Raw genomic sequence first — 12,664 nt, forward strand, 5'->3', positions numbered from 1 at the left:
ACGTATTAAAATTTATTAGCCACCGAGGGACTTGCCTTGATAAATATTAAAGGATTAACCTTCCATCAGCCCTATGCCTCACTTATGGGCATCAAAACTAATGAGACTCGAACTTGGTACACAAAGTATCGCGGGCAGGTTGCAATTCATGCGGGCAAAAAGAACCTATGTAAATCACCTTTCCAAACTATTTCTTTATTTGGAACGTTGGCTAAATCGGAATACGAACAATTGATGCCGATTATTACCGAGGGATACAATTTGCCTGTAGGTGCAATCGTCATGTTTGCTGACTTGGTGTACTGCAAAAAGATGGTAGGTGCTTTTACTACCGATCTTCTCCGCGAACAGAATAGCAATCGTTTAATTGCGATCGCCGATCAAACTCAGCTTGAATTGAAGCTTGGTGATTGGTGTGAGGGTCGTTTTGCGTGGGGTTTTGAGAATTTCCGCAAATGCGATGAACCAATTCCCTACAAAGGCGCACAAGGTCTTTGGGATTATCAACAAGAATGCTAAAGACATTTGCCACTGCATTTACTGGATTCGATTTATTTGGCATAGGAGCGATACAGGCTGGGTATAAAGGTGTATTTGGCATTGATATTCACCAACCTGCTGTCGATTTTTGCCATAGGAATGGCGCAGAGTACGTTGTATGTGGCGATGTGCGATCGTATGATTATTCACGGATTGAAACAGGGCATTCCCAATTTTCCCCAGAATGCAAAAGCTTCAGCTATGCAAATGTTGAGGGTAAAGAAAGCGATTTAGATCGCCAATTTGCGAGAGCGATTGTTCGATCTATCGCAGAAACTAAATCCGAGACAGTCTCGATCGAAAATGTTGCTGGATACGCTAGGGAGGATTGCGAATCCTTCCATCAAATAATTCTGCCATTCTTGGCAGAGGATTATTACTACTGGTATAGCGTATACTGTGCCGCAGACTTCGGTGTGCCGCAGGTTCGGAAACGGTTAATCCTAAGAGCGATCCGCAAATCATCTGGTCGATACCTAAAACCGCTTGTACCTACGCATTCTAGGAATCCTGATTCGGGACTGTTGCCTTGGGTCAGTTGGTATGATGCGATCGAAGAAGCAGGGATTATTCCCAGCTTGAAGCCAATCAAATTAACCAATTGGCAAAGAGCATCGCTAATCGAACAAGGTTTTGATATTGATGGGCAGACCTGCTTAATTAGTAAGGATGGGTCCCGTAGGAAGAAAGGGTACGAAAATCTGTTTGCGGTAATAATACCCAAGGATTCCCCTACGCCAACAATCAAGGCACTTGGTCACGATGGACATTCCCAGCAGTACACCATCGTAATAAATGGTGAGGCATTTAGGATTTCAACTGCCGCTCTTGCAGTTTGGCAAACAGTACCACTCGATCTCGAATATGCCGATAAAGATGATGTCAATTGTATGGGCATAGGGAATGGAGTCCCATGTCTGTTCGCTCAAAAAATAATGGAGAGTTTCGCACCATGATTAAAAGATTATTTGTTTCAGATCTTACGTTAGGTGCAAAGTTTCGCATTTGTGAACAAAAAAGCAACCGTGTTTATATTAAAGTTTCGCCAGGACAGTACGCAGAGATGACTTGTGATAGTAGTTCCTGCATATTTCCGAGTGGGAATATCGCAGATAAAGAAATCAAATTGGTAAAGACTAATTTTTATTGCGAATAATCATGTGATGAAATGAATAGAAAAACAATTATCAAATTTACCCTGTCAATTAGCACTGACGGTGAGCGCACAGGCGAATTTCCCTTGGAAGAAATTGTTGAGAATTTTGCGGATCTTGATAAGGAAGAGTTAGACGCAGCTCTTCACAATGGTTGGAAGGAATGGGCTTGGGAATATATTGATGGAGGATGGGAAGCTAAATGAGCAAAATTATTGTCGGGCATGTCCGATCGCCACCAGCAGGATATCAGTGTGTAATATGCGATCGCACCTCATTTCTCGGAAATCCTTACGGATTCAATGAGGAGAAGTATAGAGATGCTTCTGTAAAAAACTGCGGTTTGTGGCTTTGGGATAATTTCAAGCTCTCTGAAGAGTTAGATTGTATGCCCATTGAGATGACATTTTATACCAATGCTCCGATCTATACCATTGAGGGTTTGCATATTGCTCAAGGATTTAAGAATCCCACTGTTTCAGAAGTTATGCGAGAGCTTCAATTCATTGCTGATGTAGTTAATCAAACGGGCAATGTTGCGCTCCTTTGTTGGTGTAAAGGCAATAAAAATCCAAAAATTGAAGATAAAGCTTGCCATTGCGATCGCATTAAAGCCTGTATTGAGAGATTGTTTCTGTAATTTATTTATTCAAGGAAAATATTTTGTTATCACAAATTGAAAAAAATTTGATAGGAGTTGAAGTGTTAGCTATTAAAGATATTACCTATGGGGACAATATTGTTCCTAATAATATGATTGGCAAGATTGTTGAATTTGAAAGAGCATCGGGAGATCCCATTATTGAATGGGATAACGGAGTAAAAGGTTTTGTCGTCTTAGCTTTACATGCCATCCTTCTTAAGCATAAATTCTGACAATGTTCAATGATCTTCCGAATCAAGAGAAAGTTTTTAGATTGTAGAGATCCCATTTATAGGGAATGCCGTAGTTTGGATATTGCTCGGTACGAACTCAGTAAGCTTCGCGAATTGAAAGACGGCTCTATATACGGTTGTTGACAAAAACAACAATCCTGCCTTTTCATTGCGTACACAAACAAAAAGGAAAAAAATGGCACTCAAGCAAAAGTTAATACAAACAGAATTGGTCGCACCTGAACTACCCCAATCCAACGAGAAGGAAATGTTTATTTCCTTGGTTGAGAATGCTAGGGATTTACTGGATAAGGCAGTTACCCAAAGAAGTTCCCCCTCAAAAGTAAGAGATTTGGTTAATAAAGCTCAGAAGAAATTCTTTGAGGCGATCGCCATTTACTCGACCTATCTCGCAAGTGGGGAAGATGAACCAGTACCGAAATTTATTCACTCAGTTGCCAAACTTTCGGGTGTGGCTAGTGCATTGGCTAAGGTTTTTAACGCTTATGACATTGGTAATAGTTCAGTGAGTGAAGTCTCTATGGTGATATCCAAGTCGATTACTCTTCTCGATAAACTACTGGAAAACTAAAACATGGCAGCAAGAGAACCCCTTGTAGGGCAATACGTGACAAAATCTGTGGGTTTTGGGGGATGTACCCCAGAATCTCCGTCCATCAATCCCCGATGGCATGGGTACGTCCTCTCAGAATATTCGCAAAATGGGCGCGGAGGCAAATTAGCCAAAGTGCTGATGTTCCCTTCTGGCAGGATTGAAGAAATCCTTAAGTCCAGAATCCAACCGCTCTCTAGTGATTTATGCGATCGCGAAATCTTTTCGCATATCAAATTTCCAGAATATAAACTTTTGCTAAATAGCAAATTAAAAGAAAATGAACAGCATTTGCATTACTCTGAGGCTTGAATGCCAGCCAGAGAGTAGATATACAAACAATCAGAAGCTTATCGGCTCTGCCATTTGCAGTCTCGAATTTACAAAGAATGATGAGGAGTTGTCCAAAAAAATTAAGGTGACTGTATGGCAAAATGTTGAAGAGTTCATTTTGCTACAGAAAGGCGATCTCGTTTTGTTTGATGGCAGTACTCGATTTGATTCAGTTGAAAAAGAAGGTTATAAGGAAAAGGTAGTTTCCTTTAATTGCAATGCTTTTCAACTGATTGAAGGTAGTAATAGCCCCTCAACCCCGAACCCATCGAGGGTTATATCTGCCGCCAATACTCATCAGACACCTGTTTCTCCAATTGCGCCCCCAGCAATTCAATCAAATCCCGATTATGATGACATCCCATTTTAAAGCATGATTATTAATAAAATTTGTCTAAGTAGTATGAGCGTGCTTTTCAGGGCATAGAAACTCTAGCTTTTGGTGGCAGCCTTCATAGTGCTTAGTTAGCAGGGTGTATCCATCTTTTATAAAAGAGTCTCTAACGTAATCAAAGCTTCTCATATTGCGGGCGCAAAAATCGCAGCGATTTCCTGCTTTCCATGATTCCCAAGTAATGCTACTTGAATGACCTTTATTACAGAAATAATTTAAGCGGGTGTCTGATTTTTTGTACTCAGAAAGAAGTATGTACCCTTCAGATGCAAAGATCGATTCTACCTCTTCTTGTGTTTTATACCAGCCAGCACATTTTCCACACCTAGCTCCAGTTCTCCAATCCATCCAAGTGATTGAGTGATTATGCCCATTCGGACAGATAAAAGAGAGTTTATCTTGACAGCGTTCATAATGACTTTTTAGCTGATAGCCCGCTTCATTAAAGCTAGCTTCTACTACTTCATGAGGGATTTTTCTAGACGATATTACAGGACATTTTCCGCACCTAGACCCACGCCTCCAATCCATCCAAGTGATTGAGTGATTATGCCCATTCGGACAAATAAAAGAAAGTTTGTCTTCACATCGTTCGTATTGACTTTTTAGCAGATAACCAGCTTCTTTAAAACTTGCCTCTACAATTTCATGAGGAGTTCTTTTAGGATTAGGGCATTTTCCGCACCTTACTCCAGTTTTCCATGATGACCAAGATATCGAATGATTATGACCGTTTGGACATACAAACAAAAGTTTGTCTTGATTTCGTTCGTATTGACTTTTTAGCTGATAACCAGCTTCATTAAAACTAGCTTCAACGATTTCATGGGTTATTTTTTTAGACATAGATTTTACCCTTTTTTGGAAGGATGGTAAAATCTTGATCTCTATAGAGTAAGATTTTGTTCAAGGCTGCAGGTTTTGTAAGATTAATGTGTAGTGGCTTGGGTGCTGTCAACACCGCGAAGCCTCACCTACTATACCATGTATATTTTTAGCTGTATGCAGATCGCCACAAGATATTATCTGTTTTAGCTATTCCTGCAAATGCGATTGCAGCAGCATCGCCAGCATTTGGACTCCTCCCTAGTCGTTTTCGAGTGTTAGCTTTGTCTTCAATGCAAGTACCTCTATGCTTCTCTTCGTAGTAAATACCGTTTAAATCTTCCATCAGCGCATCTTCAAAGTCTCCTAAAGGTGCAATGGCTGATAATTCATCATCGAATCTAGCGGCAAGAAACTCTCTAAGTCCCCAAAATGCTTCAGTTTTCCAGTCTAAAAAAGTACCTTGAGTGTCTTTAATCTCTTCATCATTTTTTGATACTGCCGAGCTGCCGAAAGAAGCTCCCCACGCATCGTAACCATTATCTAGTAACCAGCCTAGTGTTCCTGCCCCAACGCCTATTCGATCTACTCCGACAGTTCCCCCATAGACTTCAAGGTATTCTTTAGCAACAATCTTCGCTATGCGAACAGTGTCCATTCGATCTCCGAGACCAGGGATAATTTTACATATCTTTAATAATTTGCCATGAAAGCCAACGATAGCGTGAGCATCGCCACCATCTCCAACATCGACACCAAAAGACCATTCCTGTCCTCTAGTTGCATAGGTTTCCCACCATTCGGGATTGATATCGTATCTCTCTCTTGCTGCCATAAACCAGGGCTGTGGCAATATCGCACTTCCAGATGTTTCTGGGAAGATCCCTTCAACTCGTCCCATCCAGAATGGTGAATTTTCATGTCGATTTAATCGGACTTCTTCGATCCAGCCGATAGATACAGCGCCATCAACTTTGTCTCTAGGTAAATCATCATCCCACTCTACTTGAGGTTTGATAGGCTCAAGCCTGTATTGAGGGTGATTTATAGATCTTCTTATTCTTGCGTCTATTTCAGGCTTTAGTCGGTGCATCCCATCAGAATTTTTAAAGTACGCCCAAGAAACATTGTCATGATTCCATACTGGGATTCGCAAGTGTCCGTTGCGGCAAGCTTTCCAAAAGGGAGTCCCACTCATAGTTGGGTTGCCTATACGCAAAATCCTGTTGCGATCGCCTGTTAAACAACTCGAAGCACCTTCGTCTACGGCTTGGCTAATACCATTACTCTCGTCAAAAATGATCAACAGTCGAGTTGCATGACGACCTTGGAAGCTATTTTCGTTGTAGGACTGAACGGTAAAACCGATCGCTTTAGCTTCCTCGGTCAAGTAGATTGCTAATTCAATCCGCCTACCGCCAAATCGAGTAGCATGTTTGTCATACGTTTTTCTAATATAACTCCATAAAAGCTCTTTAACCTGCTCCCGAACTGGTGCTGTCGATAAAACCTTACCTCGAACCGCAAAGACATACCACAGAAGTATCCAAGCAGCACACCATGTTTTTCCTACCCCGTGAGCGGCGGCGATCGAAGTTTGACGATTATCTCTAACCGACTCCATGATCAATATCTGATCAGATGTCAACAAAGTATCTGGTTCCATATACTTGACAAATCCAACAGGATCTTCAGCAAACCTAGTTAGATCTTCACCAGTAAGCATTGTCTCACTATCAGTCGTCGGAGATATCAACTGTAATTGTTTCTCGACTGTTGACGCGATCGCCGATAACCTTGCCATCTATAGCCCCTATAAGTTTTTGTTGATAATCTTTGGTTGCCGTTGAGATTGATCGTAATTGTTCTTCACCGAGGACACCCTCGCCCGCCAATGTTACGATCGCATCTTCAACGGGCATTTTATTCCCTTCCAATGCTTTAGTTAACCCATAGATAAGCCTTTCGGGAAAGGGATCGTGAGATTCGGTAGTTCCTTCAATCACGGAAAATCCAATTAGTTTTGTTTCGTGAGTTATAGGATTGACGGAATAAGATTTTATTGTTCGTTTTATTGTCTGGGTACGAGTGACCCCATTTTTCAAGAAATTCTCTAAGCGATCGGCAGTCAATCTGTAGAATTTTGCCTTCTGTGCTGTCTTGAACTGATGTTTTGCATGTTCGATATCTCTTTTTAGGCAAGGATCGGTTCTCCATTTCCTAAATTCCTCTTCGGTACAGATTGGATCGACTTCATCATCCCAACATTTTTTGGCATTGCCAGTCATTGATACTCGCGCATAAATCTTCCCTCGCAAAGCATCTGTCAATTTTCTTATTTTTGGTTTTGACCTCTCTTCTTTATCTGGCTTTTGCATCTAACTATAAGCTTGTTTCCACAGTCGTAGCATGTTGACTAAAAATATACTCAACACAGATTAACTCTAATGCATTTACTATTCGTTTTGATGGACTTTTATGGGCTATTCCCGTTTTTTCGACCGCTTGCATCAATACCTGATAGATCCCATCTGGAACATCAAGTGTAATTTTTTTCCATGTCTCCTCTTCGTTTGTTATTGGTGGAAGTGGTTGATTTACAATTTTCTCGATTTCGTCAGGAGTATAAGGTATCCCGATCGCTGCATCAGCCCCTTCTACTTCGTATATTTCACCCAACATCGATGCCAGCATTTGAGCGTTGGGGTTGCCATGAGTATTCAGTGCGAGTGAAAGTTTTTTGGCTTGTGCGTCAGTCAGTCCAAAGACTACATTGCATCTAGTATCCCCCTGAACTTCTAGATACCGATGGTTGCCTCCAAGTATCCTGTACTCACCAGGAATATCTGGATGTGGCTCGACCACAAATTGCTCTAGAAAGCCATATAACTGAATCGATTCACCGATCGCCTTTTGAGTCTTGCGATTCACCTCATTTGCGTTCCCCTCCAAAGGGTGCATTATCGAAGTAGAAATAATCTGATCGTACAAGATTTTACTTGGTAAAAGCAAAATGGGTTCGGGGTTGAGGGGCATTTTCGGTTTTTATTCTCTTAATTTAAAATGCTGAGCGATCGCCGCAATAAGTAGGACGATCAGACTTGTTAGCAACAATAAGCAGTTGATATTGTTTTCCCAGCATAAATAGCTAATTAAGAGACAATGCCATCTATTCAATCTTATTTTCAAGACTTGCCACTCTCTTTTCAAGAATTTCTAACCGCTCTTTGATGCTTAGGTCATCGTTCGCCTTGTTAAAGCCTATTTCCTTTGCGATTAGTCTCAGGATAAAAGGAGAGAGCTTCTCTCCGTTCTCCTTTAGGTAAGTTACTAGGGCTTCATGAAGATCGTTAGGGCATCTTAATCCGATATATGGGCTAGGCATAAGCAAATAGTGACAACAATGTTTTCAATATTAACGTGCATACTGTTGACAACACATGAAAACAATGATATCGACGCTTTACTGTCACGACACAGTTAAAACGGACGCGAAAATGTCGCGAAAGATTTAACTGTGTAAATAAATTGACAAAAAGTGTTTTCATGTTGACAACAAATGACAACAGTGTTATCAATAGTTATGTCGCTGTTAAGTCGCGACAAAGTTAAAACGAACGCGAAAATGTCACGACAGATTTAAAAATGAAAGCCGCTACATTAGACCAAGAACAGATAGATCTGGCTCTCCAAGAGCCGGATAAAGGGATCATCAAACTGGGTAGCCGGCAGGATTACTCCGCAAAAATGATAACGAGGCTTATCCATCTTCAACATCCCGTTGGTTGCCCTTCCCTGCGGAATGTACAGCGGGCAATAGCTGCGCTGCAATTACTGGATTTAAGTGCATACCCCGAATTGAACCAAGCTTTGAATCAACCTACTTATGCGGGGAATGCCCCGTATTTTGATCGCATTGCGGCGATCGCCATCATAAGTAAGTTGAAGTACCGAGTTGTCGAATAAATTTCCATCTTTTTACAATCACCAAAAAAAATGAACGCAAACAGTATTAACGACGCAGTTAAAAATGCTTCACCTAAAGAAAAGGTGAAACCTCAAAGTTCTCCCCCCCCTGAGAATGGTGGCATCGATCCTAAGCTAAAGGAATCGCTTATGAGAGTAAGCGATGCTCAGTACGATCGTGGTTTCAAGTTGGTTCAAGCTGCTAGCAAGCAGTCATTGATGCGCGGTATCAATGACGCGATTGACGAGATGCTAGATAGCGATCTGAATGAGGATGAGTTGGATGCGATCGCTGCAAAATTTTCCAATAGGAAGAGAATTAAGCCACACAAAGCTCAGGTTTGGATTTTGCCAGCTTCCGAATGGAAAATTGGTGACGAAGAAATTGATGGTCCTGATGATGACGAAGTAGAGGTTCCTAATGAATCCAACGGTAATTAAAGGTATTTCTATTTTTGTTGTACCTATTATCTCTATTGCGTTTATGCGGGTTGGTAATAAGAATCCTCAACTTTTCACCTCGCTTTTTCATCAGGAGACAACTGCACAACCTCGCGATACAGCATTATCCACAAAAGCCATTCAATGCGGTATGCCCGATAGTGAAGCTGCAAAGAAAACGGATCAACAACTTAATGATTATATCTACGATCGAAAACAAGAAAAAAAATGTCAGTAGAAAATTCTAGCGAATTAGTTGTGGCAGAAATTGTTGATTTACTGCCACAAAAATATCAGACCGAAGGAAATCGGGATTGGGTGCGAGGTGAACTCGCCACCAGAACTCCTAATGAGATGATTGCATTGTGCCAAGAGCATTTCACAGTAAGTAATGGGAAAATCAAAAGGTTTGAGAAACGGATTGAACAAATGGGACTGGTACTTGATGCCCATATCAAGTACACCGATCAACAATTTAGTAAAGTCAAAGAAGACATTTCTGGAATCAAGAATCAGGCAAGCATAGATCGCGTTCACTTGGAATATACCAAGAAAGAATTAGATCGGGTTGCCCAAGAAGCGCGAGAGGCTAAAGCTGAAGCCCATAGAGCAAATACTCAGGCACTTGTAGCCAACGCAAAGGCTGAAGGTGCTTCAGAAAGGGCAGGTGATGCCAACCGTAAATCCTTCTCTTTCGGCGGCGATCCATTAATTTATGCAATATCCTTTTTTGTGATTTCGTCAATAGGTTGCTACTTTCTAGCTAGCCAACAACCCAGAGTCCAGTCTCAACCTGCATCTTCTCAACAAACTACTTTCCCGACTTACGAATGTGGTGGATCTGTTTTACGACAGAACCAAGTCGTAGATTTTAGCAAATGCAAGCGAGTTGATTAAAAATGAGCGACCCAGTAGACTCGCCAAGGAATAATCCCAAGGGAGGATCTTCATCGGGTGGTTCTTTCCCCCAATGGATGGATTCAATTCTTTCTATCATAGTTCCACTATTTTTCGTAATTATGCCTTTGTTATCTATCGCATCGGCATTTTTGAAGGTTAACAACGTTCAATTTTTTGTAACCTGTTCGCTGGCGGGATGGTCTGCATGGGAGTTGTTTAAGATCGCTTCGGATGAGCTATGTAGTGGTACCAATTGGTCTTTCAGTCTTCGAGATTGGCTCTTGCTATCACTTGTTGCCTACCTTTTATATTTTGGATTAATTCATAGCTTGGTTACGAGATGATGGCTTTATTCCGGTTTTTATTGCCTAAAATAGATCGCATAAAACTCGACTTCGACGATCTTTATACCGAACGCTTTTGGGCGTTTTCGGGTAGATGGTGGGAGGAAATCGATAAGGCATATCTTGAAATGGATTGCGATCGCTTAGAATTTCTCTATAAATCTTTAAAAGAGGCTAGCGAAAATAATCCTCAAGATTTCCCTCTTTGGTACTTAAAGCCAATCCCAAGGGAGGTTGAGGCGGCATTTGCAAAGAGATCTACCTCGAAAGAGGTTGAATCTCTGCATCAATCCTTAAAGATTATGCCCGAAAATGAACAGGCTAAGGTCGTTAAGAGGTTAATCAGGTTTTGGCTGAAGCGATCGCCCGACGAAGTTCCCTCTGAACTTAAGCAATGGGTTGACAAACAGGATAAGGAAAGTCTTGAACCACCTGCCTCATCTGCTGAACCCTTTGGCGCTACAACTCCGCAATTTGTCCATACTCCTGTTCGTAAGCCATTGTTAGACCCGAATAAGTTGTCTATCCTAATTGGGAAAAGTGGCAATGATTCGGTTTACTGGGAACCGTCTCGCGAGACTAACGGCTTCCTGATCGTGGTTGGATCGTCGGGCAGTGGTAAAACTGAAACCCTAAAAGTACTTAGCGAAGAAATAAGTAATTTCGGAATCCCTGTAGTAATTTTCGATTTTCATGGTGATATCGATACTCCATCGGCATCGCCAATCATACTCAGCCATTCCACGATCGCTGAGTATGGCATTAATCCTATGGAACTAGATAGCTTAGATCCGCATGATGGTGGTGTATTTGCCCAAACCAATATCCTGATCGAAATGCTCTCTGCATTTATCCCCAGTACCGGGCATCGGCAAGTTTCATTGCTAAAGGATTACTTCAAGCTTGCCTATAAACAAGCTGGAATTACAGATGATCCTGAAACATGGAATAATCCTGCGCCAAGTTTTAGCACCGTAATCGAACTCATGAAGGATGGGGCTGATGAGGCTAGAGTCTCAAAAAATGCTGAATATGCTAATCGGGTTGATGGCGCGATCGCCATAGTCGAAAAAATATTCGAGCATCCAGTCTTTGACAAACCGAAACAGATTAGCCTTGACGATTTATCGTCTAAGAGCTATAGGCTAATACTCAAAAGCCTTGAGCCGTCTGTCGCTTACGTTGTGGTTGATACCCTGCTACGTAAGATTGGACGTTATTTGATGTCCAAAGGCAACATCCCAGTCAATTGTACGAGCGATCGCGATCGATATCGGCTTGCAGTCGTAGTTGATGAGGCGCATCGGTTTACTGTGGGAGGAGCTAACTCTAAAGGACGGGATGCCGACAATGGGATTATTAATATCTCGGCAAGAGAGTATCGCAAGTTTGGAGAAATGCTTATCTTAGGCAGTCAGTCATTGGGCGACTTTGGCGATGCGACCAAGGCTCAGGTAGCCACAAAAATCGCTCTTAAGATGCAAATTGTAAAAGAGGCTCAAAACACCAGTCCTGATTTCGGATTAAGTGTTGAGGATCTACTTAATTTGAAAGGGAAAGGCGATGGCTATTTCAAGGTTGGAACGGGAAATGCAATTCGCGTTCAATTTACTCCGATGTACAAAAGACAAAAAAATTAAGAGAATCAAATGACTAAAAGAGCATACACTGATTCAGATCCAGAACATTTTGACATTCGTTCGGTTCTCTACCCTTATCTAGGTCGGAATTTCCCAAGGTGCGGAATATCTAACCCAGCAGGTAATCCAGAAATCGGATCTCCCCGACATACAAGCAAGACTAGAGCAATGGACGATAAGCAGAGGACACGAACTTTAGATCTTCTTGAATCAATGAAAATAGATCGCAAAGCCCCAATATGGAAACGTTTTGAGGAGGAATCTTATTTGATTGTTGTCCTTATATTGACCGATAGCCTCTCTCTCTCCAATGCCCCAGCAGATCTCCTTATGGAAACCTTTGGGAAGAATTATCAAGACCTTAGAGCAGAGATGTACCCTTCATAGAAGAGAGAGGATCTACACTGAAGCCAACTCAAGGTTGGCACTGCAAATGCAATTTGCGTTCAATTTACTCCGATGCACAAAAGGAATGAAGTCGTCAGCAACCCCGCACTGAAGTGACGGGGCTTCTAGCCAAAAGCTAGGAGCCGTGCTGACCAGCCAAAGTCTTAACTGACTACGTTATTTAGGTCACGACACCTCGGAATGCGTGCTAGTTCCCCGCACTGTCGTTTGCAATTAAACAGTTCTAAGGT

The 12,664-nt window shown here is 41.7% G+C and carries 18 protein-coding genes; 13 read left to right on the forward strand and 5 right to left on the reverse strand.

The features are described 5' to 3' along the window. The first annotated feature begins 36 nt into the window (after positions 1-36). The 8 genes from AC805_RS07860 (at position 37) to AC805_RS07895 (ending at position 3,886) form a co-directional block, all read left to right on the forward strand. Positions 37-519: an ASCH domain-containing protein gene (locus tag AC805_RS07860; protein WP_156341343.1), complete on the forward strand. Its 483-nt coding sequence runs from the start codon at positions 37-39 to the stop codon at positions 517-519. Beyond that, on the forward strand, positions 513-1,496 hold the full coding sequence (locus AC805_RS07865) for a DNA cytosine methyltransferase (RefSeq protein WP_055074911.1): 984 nt from the start codon (positions 513-515) through the stop codon (positions 1,494-1,496). The genes AC805_RS07860 and AC805_RS07865 overlap by 7 nt, the downstream gene beginning before the upstream one ends. Before the next feature lie 212 nt (positions 1,497-1,708). Next, the gene (locus AC805_RS07870; RefSeq protein ID WP_055074912.1) at positions 1,709-1,900 is read left to right on the forward strand and encodes a hypothetical protein; all 192 of its coding nucleotides are present in this window, start codon (positions 1,709-1,711) and stop codon (positions 1,898-1,900) included. Further along, the gene (locus tag AC805_RS07875) at positions 1,897-2,334 is read left to right on the forward strand and encodes a DUF4326 domain-containing protein (protein ID WP_055074913.1); all 438 of its coding nucleotides are present in this window, start codon (positions 1,897-1,899) and stop codon (positions 2,332-2,334) included. Before AC805_RS07870 ends, AC805_RS07875 begins: the two co-directional genes overlap by 4 nt. A gap of 23 nt (positions 2,335-2,357) precedes the next feature. Continuing rightward, positions 2,358-2,570: a hypothetical protein gene (locus AC805_RS07880; RefSeq protein ID WP_055074914.1), complete on the forward strand. Its 213-nt coding sequence runs from the start codon at positions 2,358-2,360 to the stop codon at positions 2,568-2,570. A 196-nt stretch (positions 2,571-2,766) separates the two neighbouring features. Next, complete coding sequence (locus AC805_RS07885; protein WP_055074915.1) at positions 2,767-3,162, forward strand: hypothetical protein; 396 nt, start codon at positions 2,767-2,769, stop codon at positions 3,160-3,162. Positions 3,163-3,165: 3 nt separating this feature from the next. Further along, entirely contained in the window at positions 3,166-3,495 is a 330-nt protein-coding gene (locus AC805_RS07890) for a hypothetical protein (RefSeq protein WP_055074916.1), read from the forward strand. Beyond that, a complete protein-coding gene (locus AC805_RS07895; protein ID WP_055074917.1) occupies positions 3,464-3,886 on the forward strand; it encodes a single-stranded DNA-binding protein in 423 nt (140 codons plus the stop codon). The genes AC805_RS07890 and AC805_RS07895 overlap by 32 nt, the downstream gene beginning before the upstream one ends. A gap of 24 nt (positions 3,887-3,910) precedes the next feature. Here AC805_RS07895 and AC805_RS07900 read toward each other — a convergent pair whose 3' ends face one another. The 5 genes from AC805_RS07900 to AC805_RS07920 all read right to left on the reverse strand — a co-directional run bounded on the left by AC805_RS07900 (position 3,911) and on the right by AC805_RS07920 (position 8,120). Continuing rightward, a complete protein-coding gene (locus AC805_RS07900) occupies positions 3,911-4,756 on the reverse strand; it encodes a hypothetical protein (protein WP_055074918.1) in 846 nt (281 codons plus the stop codon). A gap of 148 nt (positions 4,757-4,904) precedes the next feature. Beyond that, positions 4,905-6,539 carry a DEAD/DEAH box helicase family protein gene (locus AC805_RS07905; RefSeq protein WP_156341344.1) on the reverse strand — a complete coding sequence of 545 codons (1,635 nt, stop codon included), beginning with the start codon at positions 6,537-6,539 and terminating at the stop codon, positions 4,905-4,907. Then, entirely contained in the window at positions 6,472-7,065 is a 594-nt protein-coding gene (locus AC805_RS07910) for a hypothetical protein (protein WP_156341345.1), read from the reverse strand. The genes AC805_RS07905 and AC805_RS07910 overlap by 68 nt, the downstream gene beginning before the upstream one ends. A gap of 52 nt (positions 7,066-7,117) precedes the next feature. Further along, positions 7,118-7,771, reverse strand: coding sequence for a hypothetical protein (locus AC805_RS07915; protein WP_055074921.1), 654 nt, complete (start codon positions 7,769-7,771; stop codon positions 7,118-7,120). Between the two features lie 133 nt (positions 7,772-7,904). Continuing rightward, the gene (locus AC805_RS07920; protein WP_055074922.1) at positions 7,905-8,120 is read right to left on the reverse strand and encodes a hypothetical protein; all 216 of its coding nucleotides are present in this window, start codon (positions 8,118-8,120) and stop codon (positions 7,905-7,907) included. A 362-nt stretch (positions 8,121-8,482) separates the two neighbouring features. Here AC805_RS07920 and AC805_RS07925 point away from each other — a divergent pair, with 362 nt between their 5' ends. From AC805_RS07925 to AC805_RS07950, 5 genes are all read left to right on the forward strand, one after another. Continuing rightward, positions 8,483-8,701 carry a hypothetical protein gene (locus AC805_RS07925; RefSeq protein ID WP_197278672.1) on the forward strand — a complete coding sequence of 73 codons (219 nt, stop codon included), beginning with the start codon at positions 8,483-8,485 and terminating at the stop codon, positions 8,699-8,701. 30 nt (positions 8,702-8,731) lie between these two features. Beyond that, positions 8,732-9,142 (forward strand): hypothetical protein, encoded by a 411-nt coding sequence (locus AC805_RS07930; RefSeq protein ID WP_055074924.1) that lies wholly within the window; start codon positions 8,732-8,734, stop codon positions 9,140-9,142. Further along, the gene (locus AC805_RS07935; RefSeq protein WP_055074925.1) at positions 9,123-9,380 is read left to right on the forward strand and encodes a hypothetical protein; all 258 of its coding nucleotides are present in this window, start codon (positions 9,123-9,125) and stop codon (positions 9,378-9,380) included. The genes AC805_RS07930 and AC805_RS07935 overlap by 20 nt, the downstream gene beginning before the upstream one ends. Next, the gene (locus AC805_RS07940) at positions 9,371-10,039 is read left to right on the forward strand and encodes a hypothetical protein (RefSeq protein WP_055074926.1); all 669 of its coding nucleotides are present in this window, start codon (positions 9,371-9,373) and stop codon (positions 10,037-10,039) included. The genes AC805_RS07935 and AC805_RS07940 overlap by 10 nt, the downstream gene beginning before the upstream one ends. A gap of 343 nt (positions 10,040-10,382) precedes the next feature. Next, on the forward strand, positions 10,383-12,026 hold the full coding sequence (locus AC805_RS07950; protein ID WP_082429429.1) for an ATP-binding protein: 1,644 nt from the start codon (positions 10,383-10,385) through the stop codon (positions 12,024-12,026). Positions 12,027-12,664: the final 638 nt, after the last annotated feature.

It is taken from the genome of Pseudanabaena sp. 'Roaring Creek', assembly GCF_001402795.1.
Classification (GTDB): Bacteria; Cyanobacteriota; Cyanobacteriia; order Pseudanabaenales; family Pseudanabaenaceae; genus Pseudanabaena.

Coding starts and splice junctions, on each gene's coding strand:
- AC805_RS07870 (WP_055074912.1), top strand. CDS start 1,709: ATGAATAGAAAAACAATTATCAAATTTACCCTGTCAATTAGCACTGAC.
- AC805_RS07905 (WP_156341344.1), bottom strand. CDS start 6,539: ATGGCAAGGTTATCGGCGATCGCGTCAACAGTCGAGAAACAATTACAG.
- AC805_RS07925 (WP_197278672.1), top strand. CDS start 8,483: ATGATAACGAGGCTTATCCATCTTCAACATCCCGTTGGTTGCCCTTCC.
- AC805_RS07930 (WP_055074924.1), top strand. CDS start 8,732: ATGAACGCAAACAGTATTAACGACGCAGTTAAAAATGCTTCACCTAAA.
- AC805_RS07920 (WP_055074922.1), bottom strand. CDS start 8,120: ATGCCTAGCCCATATATCGGATTAAGATGCCCTAACGATCTTCATGAA.
- AC805_RS07940 (WP_055074926.1), top strand. CDS start 9,371: ATGTCAGTAGAAAATTCTAGCGAATTAGTTGTGGCAGAAATTGTTGAT.
- AC805_RS07935 (WP_055074925.1), top strand. CDS start 9,123: ATGAATCCAACGGTAATTAAAGGTATTTCTATTTTTGTTGTACCTATT.
- AC805_RS07900 (WP_055074918.1), bottom strand. CDS start 4,756: ATGTCTAAAAAAATAACCCATGAAATCGTTGAAGCTAGTTTTAATGAA.
- AC805_RS07865 (WP_055074911.1), top strand. CDS start 513: ATGCTAAAGACATTTGCCACTGCATTTACTGGATTCGATTTATTTGGC.
- AC805_RS07890 (WP_055074916.1), top strand. CDS start 3,166: ATGGCAGCAAGAGAACCCCTTGTAGGGCAATACGTGACAAAATCTGTG.
- AC805_RS07875 (WP_055074913.1), top strand. CDS start 1,897: ATGAGCAAAATTATTGTCGGGCATGTCCGATCGCCACCAGCAGGATAT.
- AC805_RS07885 (WP_055074915.1), top strand. CDS start 2,767: ATGGCACTCAAGCAAAAGTTAATACAAACAGAATTGGTCGCACCTGAA.
- AC805_RS07915 (WP_055074921.1), bottom strand. CDS start 7,771: ATGCCCCTCAACCCCGAACCCATTTTGCTTTTACCAAGTAAAATCTTG.
- AC805_RS07950 (WP_082429429.1), top strand. CDS start 10,383: ATGATGGCTTTATTCCGGTTTTTATTGCCTAAAATAGATCGCATAAAA.
- AC805_RS07895 (WP_055074917.1), top strand. CDS start 3,464: ATGAACAGCATTTGCATTACTCTGAGGCTTGAATGCCAGCCAGAGAGT.